The following is a 14,375-nucleotide window of genomic DNA, read 5'->3' on the forward strand; positions in this document are numbered from 1 at the left end:
AACCTTTTGCAAAAAGGTTTCCCCTCTCGCACCGTCCTTTTTCAAAAAGTAAAAGACCCTAGTGTTGCGATGTGGGGCGCAGCAGGGATTCGCCGGTCATCTGGCTGCCCGGTGCTGCGTTGTCCAGCCCCATGAGTGCCAGCACCGTGGGGGCCACGTCGCCCAGGCGGCCATCGGCCAGGCGAGGCGCCGCGCCGTTCCCCAGCGGGTCCCCTGGCGGCAGGATGAGGACCAGGGGCACGGGATTGGTGCTGTGGGCGGTCTGGGGGTTGCCTTGGGCGTCCAGCATCTCTTCCGCATTGCCGTGATCGGCCGTCAGCAGGGTGCGCCAGCCGTGGGCGCGGGCGGCGTCCAGAATCTGTCCCACACAGGTGTCCACGGTTTCGACGGCCTGCATGGCCGCGGGGATGCTCCCGGTGTGGCCCACCATATCCATATTGGCCAGATTGCAGACGATGAGCGCATGTTTGCGGGCGGCCAGGGCGGCCAGCAGTTGGCGCGTGACTTCGGGGCAGCTCATCTCGGGTTTGAGATCGTAGGTGGCCACCTCGCGCGGGCTGGGCACCAGGGCGCGCTCTTCGCCGTCAAAGAGCGCCTCGCGGCCGCCGGAGAAGAAATACGTCACATGGGCGTATTTTTCCGTCTCGGCAATGCGCAGTTGCTGCAGTCCATGGCTGGCGACCACTTCTCCGAGCACGCCGGCGAGGTCCTGCGGAGGGAAGGCCGCCGGCAGGGGCAGGGAGGCGTCGTAGCGGGTCATGGTGGCAAAGCCGGCCAGCCGGGGCCGCATGGGGCGGGGGTAGGCGTCGAAGGCGTCGTCCCACAGGGCGCGGCAGAGCTGGCGAGCGCGGTCTGCCCGGAAATTGAAGAAGAAGATGCCGTCGCCGTCCCTGAGCTGCCCGGCGGCCTGACCATCGGCGCCGGTGATGACATGCGGGGCGACGAATTCATCGGTCTCGCCGGCGTCATAGGCTGCCTGGACCAGGGCGGCAGGATCCGCCGCCGCCACGGCGCCGCTCAGGGAGACGGGCAGGGTGAGGGCGCGGTGGAAGCGTTCCACCCGGTCCCAGCGCTTGTCGCGGTCCATGGCCCAATACCGGCCGGTGACGGTGACAATCTCGCCCCAGCCCAGTTCCTGCAGAAAGGTCTGGAGCCGCAGCATGTCGCCGTGCCCGCTGGTGGGGGGCTGGTCCCGGCCGTCCAGGAACACGTGCACCAGGGCCGGCACGCCTTGCTGTTTGGCCAGGGTGAGCAGGGCCTTGAGGTGGCTGCTGTGGCTGTGCACGCCGCCGTCGGAAAGCAGGCCCATGCAATGCAGCCGGCCACCGGCGGCCTTGATGTCCGCCATGAGGGCCAGGATCACGGGATTGGTGAAAAAGGAACCGTCCTCAATGGCGATATCGATGCGGGTCATGTCTTGATAGACCACGCGGCCAGCGCCCAGGTTCATGTGGCCCACTTCCGAATTGCCCATGAAGCCGGCGGGCAGGCCCACGGCGCGGCCGGAGCAGGCCAGCGCGGCGCAGGGCGCGTCCTTGACGAGCGCGTCCAGTACCGGGGTATGCGCCAGGGCGATGGCATTGCCGGGACCGTCCGGCGCCAGGCCGCAGCCATCCAGGATGAGCAGCAGGACCGGAGAAATGGCGGGAGCGCTCATGCGTCGGCGTCCTGCGCGTCTTGGGTGTCCTGGGTGCTCTGGGCGGATTCGGGCGCGGCGGGGCGGGAGGAATCCGGCAGCGCAAGATCCATGCGCGGCACCTGGAGCCAGAGGCCTTCCAGGTTGAAGAGGCGGCGCATGTCCCCGGTGAAGATGTGGACGAGGACATCATTCAGATCCATCAGGACCCACTGGCCGGCCTTGTAGCCTTCCACGCCCAGCACTTCCAGGTTCTGCTCCCGGGCCAGCTCGGTCACGGCATCGGCCAGGGCCTGGGCATGGCGCTGGGTTTTGGCGGTGGCGATGAGCATGGCGTCGGTGGCGGCGGAGCGGCCGCGCAGGATCAGCCCGATCGGCTCGTCCGCCTGTTTGTCGTGCAGGCGGGCGGCCAGCAGGCGGGCTTTTTCGTCAAAGGGCATGGCATTGTATTTGTGCTGCGTGTGCGTCATCGGCGTCGTGTCTTCCTTGGTGCATGCGGGAACGGGAGAATAGCGGCGGACAGCCGCCGTCCAGGATCTACGCAATTTCGCGTCCGCTGGCAAATCATGTCCGTCGCCTGCCGTGGCGGAGGCTGGATTTTTCCAGGGAAATGGGCGAAGGAAGGGGACTCGTTTTCATGCCTGTCCGTCCATGCGTGGCATGCCCGTCCATGTTCGGAGCCCGGAGGCCCCCAGATCATGCCCGATGCCCAGATCGATCCCCAATCCGATCCCCAATCCGATCCGCACCCTTCGCCCCTGCTCGAATCCCGCTTTGTGCAGATCAAGGAACGGCTGACCGGCCGTTTCACGGCCCTGCACGCCCTGGCTGTGGAAACCGGCCCCGAGGCTGCCCGCAGTGTGGCCGCGGACGCCATCGCCTCGGTGCATGCGCCGTTTCTGTTCGTGGTGGTGGGGGAGGTGAAGGCCGGCAAGTCCAGCCTGGTGAATGCCCTGCTGGGGGCGGACATCTGCGCCGTGGCTCCGGAGCCCTGCACGGACGTGATCCAGAAGATCGTGTACGGTCCTGCCCCGGCCACGCGCATGGTCTCTTCGCATTTGCGGGAAATTTCCCTGCCGGTGGAGATCCTGAAGGACATCGCCATCGTGGACACGCCCGGCACCAACACGCTGGTGGCGCAGCACCAGGAGATCACCGAGGCGTTCATCCCGCAGTCGGATCTGGCGCTGTTCGTCTTTCCGGCCACCAATCCGCATACCCGTTCCGCCTGGGAATTCTTCGACTTCGTGCACGAGGCCTGGCGCAAGAAGGCCGTGTTTGTGCTGCAGCAGAAGGACCGCGCCAGCGAGGAAGAGTTGACCGTAAACACGGCCAAGGTGGTGGAATACGCCCGCGGCCGGAGTCTGGCCGAGCCGGCGGTGTTCGCCGTCTCTGCCCGCAAGGCCCAGGAGGATCCCGAAGGCTCGGGCATGGCTGCGCTGCTGGGCTTCATCCGGGCGCACGTCACCGGCGGCCGCCGGGCGCGGGAGAAGATGGAAAGCTGCATCACCACCGGGCTCACGGTGTTGGATCTGGTGGATGGCTCCCTGACCGCCCAGTCCGAGACCCTGCGCCACGACCGCCGCGAAGAAGCCACCATCACGGACTATCTGACCCTGGCCCGCAAGAGCTGCCAGAGCGATGTGGAATGGATCCGCGCCCGGACCGCCGAGGCCTACGCCCGCCACGCCGACGCCCTGGCCCGGGACTTCGAGGACGGCCTGTCCCTCGTCCAGATGCTGCGCATGACCGCCTATTCCGTTGTCGGCAAGAAGGAAAAGATGCAGCAGTGGCTGGACGGCATCTTCGCGACCTTCAAACAGAAACTTGATGCTGACGTGGAGACCGTGAGCGCCCAGGGGGCCAGCCGCCTGCGCGAAAGCGTGGGCAAGGTGATGGAGACCCTGGCCGGACAACTGCGCGAAGAAGCCGCGGCCCGCTCCCGGGAGGCCGCCGTGACCACCATGACCCGCACCCGCCTGGAAAGCCTGGATCAGGCCCGCCAGCAGGTGCTGGCCCTGTTGGACGATGCCGCCCTGGACGAACGGCTCACCCCGCGCACCCTGCAGTACATGGGTGAACAGGCCGTGGCCGGCGGGATCATCACGGCCATGGGCGCGATCATCGCCGCGGCCACGCATGCCGCGGTCATCGACGTCACCGGCGGGCTCATCAGCCTGGCCGGGGCCGTGCTGGCCCTGAACATCCTGGTCATCCGCCGCCGGGCCAGCATCAAGAAGTTCCGCGCGGCACTGGAGCAGGGCCGCGAGCGGCTGCAGCAGGAGGTGGAAGAGCAGCTCACCCGTCAGTTGACGGCCATTTTTGACGACATCCACCTGGCGTTTACCCCGTTTTTCAACAATCTCGCCCGCCGCGAAGACACCCTGGGACGGCTGGACGCCCGCTCCCGAGAGCTGCGCCAGGCCCTGCTGGCCGAGCGGGACGAGTTGCCCCGATTCGAGTAGCATACACGTTTTCAGGCGCTTGGAGGAACGACGATGATGTATGATGTGGACAAGGAGACCTTGCCCCGCGAGGACATGGAAGCGCTGCAACTGCGCCGGCTGAAGGCCCTGGTGGAAAAACTCTACGCCGTGGTGCCCTTTTATCGCAAGGCCATGGACACGCGGAAGATCAGCCCCGCGGAGCTGCGCAGCCTGTCGGATCTGCAGTACTTTCCCTTCACCGAAAAGCAGGACCTGCGCAACCATTATCCCTTTGGCCTGTTTGCCGCGCCCAGGGAAAGCATCGTCCGCATCCATTCTTCCAGCGGCACCACCGGCAAGGCCACGGTGGTGGGCTACACCCAGCGCGATCTGGACACCTGGGCCCAGTGCGTGGCCCGGTCCCTCATGGCGGCCGGGGCCACCCGCAACGACATCATCCACAACGCCTACGGCTACGGCCTGTTCACCGGCGGCCTGGGCGCGCACTACGGCGCCGAGCGCCTGGGCGCCACGGTGGTGCCCGTGTCCGGCGGGGCCACCAAGCGACAGATCGCCCTGCTGAAGGACTTCGAAGCCACGGTCATCTGCTGCACGCCTTCGTACATGCTGCACCTGCACGAGGCCGCGGAAGAAATGGGGGTGGATATCCGCAAGCTCCCCCTGCGCGTGGGGGTGTTCGGCGCCGAGCCCTGGACCGAGGAAATGCGCCGGCAGATCGAACAGAAATGCGGCCTCACCGCCACGAACATCTATGGTCTTTCGGAAATCATGGGGCCCGGCGTGGCCCAGGAATGCGCCGAAGGCCAGTGCGGCATGCACATCTTTGAGGATCACTTCCTGCCGGAGATCATCAACCCCGAAAGCGGCGAGGTCCTGCCCCCCGGCGCGCAGGGCGAGCTGGTGATCACCACCCTGACCAAGGAAGGCATCCCGCTGCTGCGCTACCGCACCCGGGACATGACCACCCTGAACTACACGCCCTGCGTGTGCGGCCGCACCCTGGTGCGCATGGGCCGCATTGCCGGCCGCAGCGACGACATGCTGATTATCCGCGGGGTGAACGTCTTCCCCTCGCAGATTGAAGCCATTCTGATGGAGACCGAAGGCCTCTCCCCGCATTATCAGATCATGGTGCGCCGCGAAGGCAACCTGGATACCATGGAAGTGCAGGTGGAAGTGGGCGAAACCCTCTTCTCCGACGAAATCAAGGCCCTGCAGCAGCGCGAACGCCGCATCTCCGACACCATCAAGGAATTCCTGGGCGTGACGGCCAAGGTGAAGCTGGTGGAACGCCAGACCATCGCCCGCTCCGAAGGCAAGGCCAAACGCGTCATCGACGAGCGCAACCTGACGTAGCGCTTGGCTGCATGCGGGAAGAAGGCGTGGCGAGAGGGGAAACCTGTTTGCAAAAGGTTCTCCCCTCTCGCGCGTTTCCCTTCAAAAAATCTAATAGTTTTTTGTAATTACACCAAAAAAAGTCTTTGGAAGGGGGGGTCGGGGGAAGAACCTTTCTCCAGAAAGGTTGTCCCCCGAGAAGTCTTTCCAAAAACAACATGCCCTCGCGTCACGCCTTGTTCGTGCCGCCCATCAGCTCCCGGGCCAGGGCCGCGCCCTGGGTGCCGCCGCCGGCCATGCGCGTGAGTTCCGCGAACACGTCTTCGCCGTCCAGCCGGCGGCAGCGGGTGGTGGTGTTGCCGTCGATGACGAGTTTTTCCACGTAGAAATGCCGGTCGGCCAGGGCCGCCAGCTGGGGCCAGTGGGTGACGACGAGAATCTGCCGCCGGCCGGCCAGTTCCTTGAGCCGGGCAGCCACGTGATTGAGGGTGATCCCGCCCACGCCGGTATCGATTTCATCGAAGAGCAGGGTGGGCTGCTCGACGTCGTCACGGGCGGCGCTGGAGCGCACCAGGGCCAGCAGAAAACGCGACAATTCGCCGCCGGAGGCGATGCGGTCCAGGGGCTGGGCCGGCTGGCCCGGGTTGGGCCGCCAGAGCAGACGGGCGCGATCCTCCCCCAGGGTGGCGAAGGCCGGCTCGGCGGCGCGGTCCGCAAAGAGCAACTGCCGCTCGAATTCGCAGCCCACCTGCACCTCGGGAGAAAATCCCAGGCCGCGCAATTCCTCTTCCAGCACGGCGGAAAACCGGGTCGCCGCCTCGCGGCGGGCGGTGTTCAGGCGCTCCAGCACCACGGCAAGGGCCTGGGCGGTGTCGGCTTCCTCGCGGGCCAGACCGGCCAGTTCCAGGCCGCAGACATCCAGAAAGGAAATGCTTTCCTCGATTTCGGACTGCAGGGCCAGGATCTCCGGCATGCTGCGCTTGAGCTGGCGCTTGAGCTGGGCCAGGGCGTACAGCCGGGACTCCACGGCCTCCAGCTCGCGCGGGGAGGGGCCACCGGCCCGTTCGCGGCGCAGGCGGGAGGAAAGATCGCGCAGACGGATGGCCGTCTCCTCCAGCCAGGTCACATCGTCGGCGTAAGCCTCGTGGACATCGGCCAGATGCGCCAGACGCCGGGACAATTGGTCCGCCGCCTCGATGAGGCCGGCTTCCTCGCCCAGCAGCAGGGCCAGGGAGCCGTCCACGGCCTCGCGCAGCACCTTGGCGTTGCGGGCGGCCGCGCGCTTTTCCAGCAGGGCCTCTTCCTCGCCGGGCTCGGGGGCAATCTTGTCGATGACGGATTTCTGATGCTCCAGCAGTTCGCGTCGGACGGCCAGATCCCGGCTGCGGGTCTCCAGCGCCTGACGGCTGGCGGCGAGTTCGCGCAGGCGGCGCTTGCCGGCCTCGGCGGCGGTCCAGTCCTCCTCGGGAACCAGATGCAGCCGCTGGAGGAATTCGTCCAGCAACCGGGCCTGGTACGCCGGAGAGAGCAACTGCTGCTGCCCGTGCTGGCTGGTGACGGCCACCAGGGACGGCCGCAGGGCCTTGATGGTTTCCTGGGAAGACAGCGCGTCGTTGATGCGCAGCCGGCTGCGGCCGGATTCGGCGGCCAGTTCGCGGTGCAGCACCACTTCCCGTTCGGTGCCGGCGGGGTCCGGGAGGAGGAACAGCGCCTCCACCACGGCCTTGTCTTCGCCGGGGCGGACCAGATCGGCCGCGAGCTTTTCTCCGGTCAAAAAGCCCAGGGCCTTGAGGATGAAGCTCTTGCCAGCGCCGGTTTCGCCGGTGAGCACGTTGAAACCCTGATCCAGTTCCAGGGCCAGGTCTTCAATGAGGGCAAGATTCTTGATGCGGAGATATTCCAGCATGATGGGTACGCTCAGAGGATGGAGGCCAGGGTCTTGGCGATGCTGCCGGAAGGGTCGAGCGCTTCCAGGCGTCGTGCGAACTGTCCTTCCTTGCCCTGGCTGCGCGCGGAATGCAAGGCCAGGGCGGCTTCTTCCAGCCCCTGGGAAAAGCGGAAGGCCCGCAGGTTGGCCAGGGCCAGGGCCAGGCCGGTGCGCCAGTCGTCCCGCTTGCGCAGGGAAATGTCCGAGAGCAGGCCCAGGCGGATATGCTCCCAGCCGCCGCAGGCCGCCAGCAGGGATTCCAGGCGGCGGGAGGTCTCCACATCGTGGGGCGACAGTTCCATGGCCAGAAACAGGCAGTCCGCGGCACTGGCCGGCAGGTGCAGGTGTGGCTGGAACAGCCGGCCGGGCAGGGCGGTGAGGCCGATGCGGGAAAGCTGCGCAGCCCAGGCCTGCAGCAGGGCCAGGGGTGTTTCCGGGCGCCGGGTTTCCCCCTGCAGCAGCAGGCATTGGCGGGCAAATTCGAACTGGTTCTGATACAGCCCCAGCACCGAGCAGGCCGCCGCCAGGGGCACATGACGGGACAGGACGGGATGCCGGATGATTTCCACGGCCAGCTGCAGCGCCTCCTGCGGTCGCTGGAGCAGGTGCTGTGTTTCCAGGAGGGCGGCCAGGGCCTCGGGGTGTTCGGCGTGAGCGGTCAGGGCGGCGGCTTCCTGATGCAGGCTGCCCGGCTGGCGTTTGCCGCGCACCAATTCCCAGCGGGCCAGCTGCCAGGCAAGGTCACGGTGCATCACCGGGGCCGATGCGGCCGGCAGCGTCTCCACAAAGCGCAGCAGCTCCGCGGCCCGGTGCCGGGGCAGGTGGCTGGCCTGCACGCGGCGCCAGCCGGCCCGGGCAATGGTCTCTGCCGGCCGGGGGAAGCGGCGGAACTGGTCCAGCAGGACCTGCAGCTCCAGCACGTGTTCGTAGATCGCCACTTCCTTGCCCGGCTCGAAGAGCGCGTCCTGATCCGGCCCGATGTTCTGGCTGAGCACCAGACAGCCGCAACTGGCCGCCTCGGTGACGCGAAAGTTCATCTCGGCCTGGATGGCTTCGTTGGGGGCCAGGCGGGTGTCGGCATACAGATCCAGCATGGCCGGGAAGGTCAGATCCTGCTCGATGCGGGCCCGGCAACGCGCCGTGAGAAATTCGGCCAGCCAGGCCCGGCGGGGGCGCTCCGGGGTGATGCGGCCCACAAAACTCACGTCATTGCGGCGGCCGGCATGGGGCGTCCAGGGGCGGTCCACGCCGGGAAAGGCCAGCCGGCCCAGGGGCGGCCGCGGCCAGGGAAACTGCGACCACAAATGCACGTGCGGCGTGACCACGCCATCGAAGCAGCAGGCGTACCAGCGGTGCCAGTGGGAATTGAGGTGCGTATCCAGGGACCAGAACACCTTGGGGCACGAGAAGTGCTCCAGCCCGGTCAGCAGCACCCGCGCCCCGAGGAATTCTTCCTGCAGGATGAGATCCGGCGTAAAGCGTCGTTCCTCCAGGGCCGCCGCCAGATCAAAAACGGCGGTCTGCGTGGGCCAGAAGACCGTCACCTCGTGGCCCAGGTCTTCCAGGGCCCTGGCCAGGACAGGGGAGATCAGACAGATGCGCATGGCAGCTGGCGGAACACGGAGGCAATGGAACAATCAGCCTGCCGACACATGGTCCTCAGCCCTCCAGACGCATCACGTCCACGGTTACATCCATGGCCTGGCTGCCGCTGGTGTAGATGACGCCCTTGAGGGGCGGCACGTCGGCGTAGTCTCGTCCCCAGGCCAGGGTGATGTGGCGGTTCATGGGAATTTGGTTGTTGGTGGGGTCGAAGTCCATCCAGCCGTACTCGGGCATGTACACGGAGAACCAGGCATGGGAGGCGTCCGTGCCCACGAGCTTTTCTTGTCCGGGCGGGGGAAGGGTCTCGATGTAGCCGGACACGTAGCGCGCCGCCAGACCCATGGAACGCAGGCAGCCGATGGCCAGGTGGGCGAAGTCCTGGCACACGCCGCGGCGGTGGGTCAGCACTTCTTCCAGGGGGGTGGAGATTTCCGTAAAGCCAGGCACGTACGCGAAATCGTGGTAGATGCGCGCCATCAGATCCCGGGCTGCGGCCAGCAGGGGCCGGCCCATGGGGAAGGAGGGCGTGGCGTAGGCGCGCAGTTGGCCGGAGGCGGTGATGAGGCTGGAATCCAGCAGGAAGTCCCGATTCTCGGCGATGTCGAAGTGGTCGGACTCGATGAGCAGATCCCGGGCGGCCTCCCAGGGGATGTCGTCGGCCGGGCCGGGGGTGTCGTACCCGGTGTTGGTCACCTGCACTTCGCTGGTCACGGTCACCGTGAGTTCGCTGTGGGGTTCCTCAATGGAGAAGTAGCAGACTTGATTGCCGAAGTAGTCGAACCGCTTGCGAAACACCCGTGGCTTGGGGGTGATGTGGTAGCGGTTGCGGGTGCAGGTCTGGCGGGAAAAATCCCGCGGCGAAAGCCGGGCCTCGTTGTGGGAGAGGGGGACGGGATCGCTGTGGCGAAATTTGGTGCTGTGGATGATGCGATAGTTCACAGTGTGGTGGCCCGGCGTCGCGCCAGGGGGGTGGGCCCGCCGGCGTGGCTGAAGAAGGAAAGGGAAATGGCGTCGGACATGGCGGCCAGCAGGCGGAACTGGTCTGCCAGAAAGGTGTGCAGCACCTCATGCCGGCGGGTGCGGGTGGAGTACCGGGCCAGCTCCAGGGCATCCATGCGCTTGAGGCTGGCGTACGCCTCCAGGGCCAGGCGTTCTTCGGGGCTGGTGCGCGAGCTGCGGCGCGGACGGGGCAGGGCCTGCATGTGGCTGCGCAGCTGCTCCAGTTGGAAGGCCAGGGAGCGGGGGTTGGTCTCGTCCAGCAGCAGCAGGTCAAGGGTCTGCTCCAGTCGCAGCTGGGACCGGTACCGGCGGCGGTACGTGATGAGGGATTCCAGGGTGGAAAGGGTCATTTCCATGAGCTGCTGGGCCACGGACTCGGACAGTTGTTGCGGCGTATGGGGAGCCAGGGCGCCCTGCAGCATGCCGATGAGCATGAGGCCGCGTTCCATGCGGCGGCCGGTATCCAGCAACACCCAGCCCACGGCGCGGGTCATGCTCTCCATGGTGTAGCCGGTGAAGGCGATGAGGCTGGTGAGCAGCAGATCCAGGATGGCCTGCAGCCGCTCCATGCCGGCGTGTTCCTGGAGGGGGGAATAGCCGGCCAGGGCCTCGGCGTGTTCCTGGATGGCATCGATGACGCGCCAGGTGTCTGCGGACCAGCGATCCCGCACGGCATAGGCGTTGCTGGCCAGCAGCCGCAGGGTGCGCGACAGGGACCCGCCCAACTGGGGATCCAGGGCCAGGGCGCGAAGCTCCTGCTCCGACCACTGACTCAGTTCCTCCGGGGAGGCGGGGAGAGGGCCTCCCGTGAGATTGGCCAGGGCCTGCAGCAGGTGCGGCAGGCATTCGCGCTCCGTCTCCGGGCCGAGGGTGTCGGAATGGTTGAACAGATTGGCCAGCACGCGCAGCAGCCGGGCGCAGGCCGTGGCGCGTTCCAGGTAGCGGCCCACCCAGAAGAGATTTTCCGCAGCCAGACTGGGCAGCACATTGTCCACGGCCCAGGGCTCGCGCACCACGTCCGAGCTGGTCCACAGGCTCACGTGCTGGGCCCTGGCCCGGGCGCGGACCCAGGTATCCTTGCTCAGTTCCTGGGACAGCTCCTGCAATGGTTCATCCGCCGCGCCATGTTCGTTCCCCACACTGCGGGTGAGCCCGCCGGGCATGACCATGTACCCGTCGTCCTTGGCGGTGAGGAAGGTGCGGACCACCACGGGACGCGAGAGCAACGGCGCGTGTTCGGTTTCCGGAAGCGAGGGGGCGGCGGATGGCTCCAGGGGCTCCTGCGCAGCGAAGAGGAAGGGCGCGGCGGCCATGCGGCGTTGCAGGGCCTGGCGCTCGGCGCGGGAGAGCCGCCAGCCATCCACGGGCGCGCCGTGCTGGGGGGCGATGGGGAGAATCTTCAGGGAATCCAGATGCTCAAAAATATACCGCTTGTCTTCGGCGGTGCCGCACCACCAGGTGCGCGGACCGGGCAGCAGCAGATCCTCCCCCAGCAGGCGACGGCAGACCCGATCCAGGCAGGCGGCCAGGCCGGGATTTTCCAGCACACCGCTGCCCAGGGGATTGGCCACGGCCACATGCTGCAGCCGCACGGCTTCCACCAGTCCGGCCACGCCGTGGCGGCTGTCTTCCTGCAGTTCCAGGGGATCGCACAGCACGTCCGTGACCCGGCGCAGGATCACGTCCACCGGTTCCAGCCCGCCGATGGATTTGAGCCAGACCGCGCCGTCGCGCACGGTGAGGTCCTCGCCCTGGACCAGGGTGTAGCCCAGATAGGCGGCCAGGTAGGCGTGCTCGAAGTAGGTTTCGTGTTCCGGGCCGGGGGTGAGCAGGACAATGCGCGGGTCGTCGCGTCGGCGCGGGGCCAGCCGGGCCAGGGTGTCCCGCATGGCGCGGAAAAAATGGGAGATGCGTTCCACGTTGCAGTCGCGGAACACGTCGGGCAGCACGCGGGCCAGCACGGTGCGGTTTTCCAGGGCATAGCCCGAGCCCGTGGGGGACTGGGTGAAATCCCGCAGGACCCGGAATCGCCCGTCCGGATCGCGGCAGCAGTCTGCCGAATGGAAGACGAGCTGACGTTCTCCGCGGTGGTGCATCTTGTCGCAGGTGCGCAGGAATCCTGGATGGGAGAAGACCGCTTCCGCCGGCACCACCCGTTCCCGCAGCAGCATGCGGGGGCCGTACAGGTCCTTGAAGAGCAGATCCAGGACCATGGCCCGCTGGGTGAGGCCGGCTTCCAGCTGCTCCCAGTCTGCCGGGGCAATAACCCAAGGGACGAGATCCAGCTCCCAGGGCCGGTGTCTGCCGCTCGGATCGCCATGCACATGGAAGGTGACGCCATTTTCCCGCAGCAGACGGCGGATGTCCAGCCGGCGTCGGCCCACCTCGTCCGGTCCCATGCGTTCCAGGGAGGCGAGAAAGGCGCTCCAGTGCGGGTGCAGGCTGCCATCCGGGGCGCGCAGCTCGTCCAGCGCGAGCAGCCTGTCCACCCCGGGCGGCAGGGGTGGGGCGGGTGCAGCCGGGGCAGGCTGCATGACGGCGTGTTCCATGGCGTCCATGGCCTTGACCCAGTACACGATTCCGCCGGGTTCCGCCACTGCGCACATTTTGTTGCACATGCAACGGAAGTGTGGCACAGGAGCTGGCTGCATGCCTTTGCATTTCATTCAGGAGTAGTCCATGCCTTCCTCCACCTCGTTTGTGCGGCGGCCGCCCGGGCAGTCCATGGGGCGGCTCATCTGCCTGGTGAACCGACGGTTTCAGTTGTATGCCCTGCGGGAGATGGCCCGCCTGCAGATCGGCCAGGGGCAGGTGCTGCTCATGGCCGAGTTGTTCCATCAGCATGCCACGGGCACGGCGCTTTTTTCCCAGGACGAACTGGCCGCGCTGCTCAAGGTGGACAAGGCCACCGTCACCCGGGCCATGGCCCCGCTGGAACGGGTCGGCTACGTGGTGCGTTCGGCCGATCTCGAAGACCGCCGCATCCGTCGCGTGCAGCTGACCCCCAAGGCCCTGGCCATCGAGTCGGAATTTTTCGCCATCCTCTATAGATGGTCCGACGCCTTGCTGGATGGCATTCCTCAGGACAAACAATCCGAGCTGTTCGGCCTGCTGCGCATGGTGCTGGCCAATGCGGACCGCATGGCCGAAGGGCCGCGGCGGGAACTCGTTGCGGATGATGAGCAGACGGGGGATGCAGGAGCGCCGGCATGACGTTGAACGCCTGGAGCATCCTTTCCATTTCGCTGCTCACGGTGATGGCCGGGGCGGCCGTGGCTCCGGCCCTGGGCGCAGTGCAGGCCGCCTTTCCGGACGTGTCGCCCACCACAATCAAGCTGCTGCTCACGGCGCCTTCGGTGTGCATCATCCCCATGTCGTTCCTGGCTCCGCGCATCTGCGCCCGGCTGGGGGTCAGGCGCACCCTGCTGCTGGGCGGGGCGCTGTACCTGCTGGGCGGCGCCGGCGGCGGGCTGGCCACCAGTTTTCCCATGCTGCTGGCCACGCGCATTGTGCTGGGCATCGGCGTGGGGCTGGTCATGCCCATGTCCAACTCCTTGGTGAGCGTCTTCTTTGCCGGGGAGGAACGGGTACGCATGATGGGGCGCACGGCCTCCACGGCCAACCTGGGGGGCATTGTGGCCCTGTTCTGCTCCGGCTGGCTGGCCCAGGCCAACTGGCGGTATGCCTTCGCCATCTACGCCATCAGTCTGGTGACCATGACCATGGCCGCGCTGTTTCTGCAGGAGCCTCCCCCGGAGCAGAGCCCCGCGGCCGCCACGGGCCGTCTGCCCCTGGGCGCCTGGCTGGGGGCGCTGGGCCTGCTGCTGCTCATGATCGTCTTTTATTGCATTCCCACCAACCTGGCGTTGTTTCTGATCCGGGAAGGCTACGGCGAGGCTGCCAACTCGGGCATGTCCCTGGCCGGATCCACCACCGCGGGATTCGTGGCCGGGCTGATCCTGCCGCGGACGCGGTTGATGTTCGGCCGGCAGTTGCCGCTGGTCATGCTGTGTCTGATGGCTGCCGGGTTCTTCTGTCTGCATTATGCAACAGGACTGGCGAGCGCCATGGGCGGGGTGGTGCTGGTGGGGTTTGGCCTGGGATCCCTGTGGCCCAGCCTGCTGGTGGCCGTGGCCAGGGCCACGCCCCTGCCCCTGAGCATGCGGGCCATGGCGCTGGCCGGGAGCATGATCTTCCTGGGACAGTTTCTCTCCCCCCTGGTGTTCGATGCCGTGGGGGTGCTGCTGGACACACGGCAGCCGCGGGACATCTTCGGACTGGCGGGACTGGCCACAGGCGCAGCCGTGCTGGGCATGGCCCTGCTGGGCCGGCAGGTGCGGCGGATGATGGAGCAGCGGGCCTGAGCAGGAATCGGGCGGGCGTGTCCGGAATCTGGCGACAGGTTGTGGCGTCGCTGGGTCGCAAA

The 14,375-nt window shown here is 67.0% G+C and carries 10 protein-coding genes; 4 read left to right on the top strand and 6 right to left on the bottom strand.

The window, feature by feature from the left end:
• Window positions 1-58: 58 nt before the first annotated feature.
• Window positions 59-1,657: a 2,3-bisphosphoglycerate-independent phosphoglycerate mutase gene (gene gpmI / locus DGI_RS16085; protein WP_021762295.1), complete on the bottom strand. Its 1,599-nt coding sequence runs from the start codon at window positions 1,655-1,657 to the stop codon at window positions 59-61.
• The gene (gene rsfS / locus DGI_RS16090; RefSeq protein WP_021762296.1) at window positions 1,654-2,106 is read right to left on the bottom strand and encodes a ribosome silencing factor; all 453 of its coding nucleotides are present in this window, start codon (window positions 2,104-2,106) and stop codon (window positions 1,654-1,656) included. The genes gpmI and rsfS overlap by 4 nt, the downstream gene beginning before the upstream one ends.
• Window positions 2,107-2,334: 228 nt before the next feature.
• Here rsfS and DGI_RS16095 point away from each other — a divergent pair, with 228 nt between their 5' ends.
• Together DGI_RS16095 and DGI_RS16100 are read left to right on the top strand one after the other, a co-directional pair.
• Window positions 2,335-4,101, top strand: coding sequence for a dynamin family protein (locus tag DGI_RS16095; RefSeq protein WP_021762297.1), 1,767 nt, complete (start codon window positions 2,335-2,337; stop codon window positions 4,099-4,101).
• A 33-nt stretch (window positions 4,102-4,134) separates the two neighbouring features.
• Window positions 4,135-5,439, top strand: coding sequence for a phenylacetate--CoA ligase family protein (locus DGI_RS16100; protein ID WP_021762298.1), 1,305 nt, complete (start codon window positions 4,135-4,137; stop codon window positions 5,437-5,439).
• 208 nt (window positions 5,440-5,647) lie between these two features.
• On the opposite strand, the gene DGI_RS16105 is transcribed toward DGI_RS16100, so the two are convergent.
• Genes DGI_RS16105 through DGI_RS16120 form a run of 4 tightly spaced genes read right to left on the bottom strand, consistent with a single transcriptional unit; the run spans window position 5,648 to window position 12,525 of the window.
• Window positions 5,648-7,324 carry a DNA repair protein RecN gene (locus tag DGI_RS16105; RefSeq protein ID WP_021762299.1) on the bottom strand — a complete coding sequence of 559 codons (1,677 nt, stop codon included), beginning with the start codon at window positions 7,322-7,324 and terminating at the stop codon, window positions 5,648-5,650.
• An 11-nt stretch (window positions 7,325-7,335) separates the two neighbouring features.
• On the bottom strand, window positions 7,336-8,949 hold the full coding sequence (locus tag DGI_RS16110; protein ID WP_021762300.1) for a glycosyltransferase: 1,614 nt from the start codon (window positions 8,947-8,949) through the stop codon (window positions 7,336-7,338).
• A gap of 55 nt (window positions 8,950-9,004) precedes the next feature.
• Window positions 9,005-9,889, bottom strand: a complete 885-nt coding sequence (locus DGI_RS16115; RefSeq protein WP_021762301.1) for a transglutaminase family protein — start codon at window positions 9,887-9,889, stop codon at window positions 9,005-9,007.
• Complete coding sequence (locus DGI_RS16120; RefSeq protein WP_158407352.1) at window positions 9,886-12,525, bottom strand: circularly permuted type 2 ATP-grasp protein; 2,640 nt, start codon at window positions 12,523-12,525, stop codon at window positions 9,886-9,888. The genes DGI_RS16115 and DGI_RS16120 overlap by 4 nt, the downstream gene beginning before the upstream one ends.
• A 103-nt stretch (window positions 12,526-12,628) precedes the next feature.
• Between DGI_RS16120 and DGI_RS16125 the strand changes: the two genes are divergently transcribed.
• Window positions 12,629-13,162 (top strand): MarR family winged helix-turn-helix transcriptional regulator, encoded by a 534-nt coding sequence (locus tag DGI_RS16125; RefSeq protein WP_027193339.1) that lies wholly within the window; start codon window positions 12,629-12,631, stop codon window positions 13,160-13,162.
• Window positions 13,159-14,313: an MFS transporter gene (locus tag DGI_RS16130; protein ID WP_021762304.1), complete on the top strand. Its 1,155-nt coding sequence runs from the start codon at window positions 13,159-13,161 to the stop codon at window positions 14,311-14,313. Before DGI_RS16125 ends, DGI_RS16130 begins: the two co-directional genes overlap by 4 nt.
• The last annotated feature ends 62 nt before the right edge of the window (window positions 14,314-14,375 follow it).

Source organism: Megalodesulfovibrio gigas DSM 1382 = ATCC 19364 (assembly GCF_000468495.1).
GTDB classification, from domain to species: domain Bacteria; phylum Desulfobacterota; class Desulfovibrionia; order Desulfovibrionales; family Desulfovibrionaceae; genus Megalodesulfovibrio; species Megalodesulfovibrio gigas.

Coding starts and splice junctions, on each gene's coding strand:
- DGI_RS16105 (WP_021762299.1), bottom strand. CDS start 7,324: ATGCTGGAATATCTCCGCATCAAGAATCTTGCCCTCATTGAAGACCTG.
- rsfS (WP_021762296.1), bottom strand. CDS start 2,106: ATGACGCACACGCAGCACAAATACAATGCCATGCCCTTTGACGAAAAA.
- DGI_RS16110 (WP_021762300.1), bottom strand. CDS start 8,949: ATGCGCATCTGTCTGATCTCCCCTGTCCTGGCCAGGGCCCTGGAAGAC.
- DGI_RS16130 (WP_021762304.1), top strand. CDS start 13,159: ATGACGTTGAACGCCTGGAGCATCCTTTCCATTTCGCTGCTCACGGTG.
- DGI_RS16125 (WP_027193339.1), top strand. CDS start 12,629: ATGCCTTCCTCCACCTCGTTTGTGCGGCGGCCGCCCGGGCAGTCCATG.
- DGI_RS16100 (WP_021762298.1), top strand. CDS start 4,135: ATGATGTATGATGTGGACAAGGAGACCTTGCCCCGCGAGGACATGGAA.
- DGI_RS16095 (WP_021762297.1), top strand. CDS start 2,335: ATGCCCGATGCCCAGATCGATCCCCAATCCGATCCCCAATCCGATCCG.
- gpmI (WP_021762295.1), bottom strand. CDS start 1,657: ATGAGCGCTCCCGCCATTTCTCCGGTCCTGCTGCTCATCCTGGATGGC.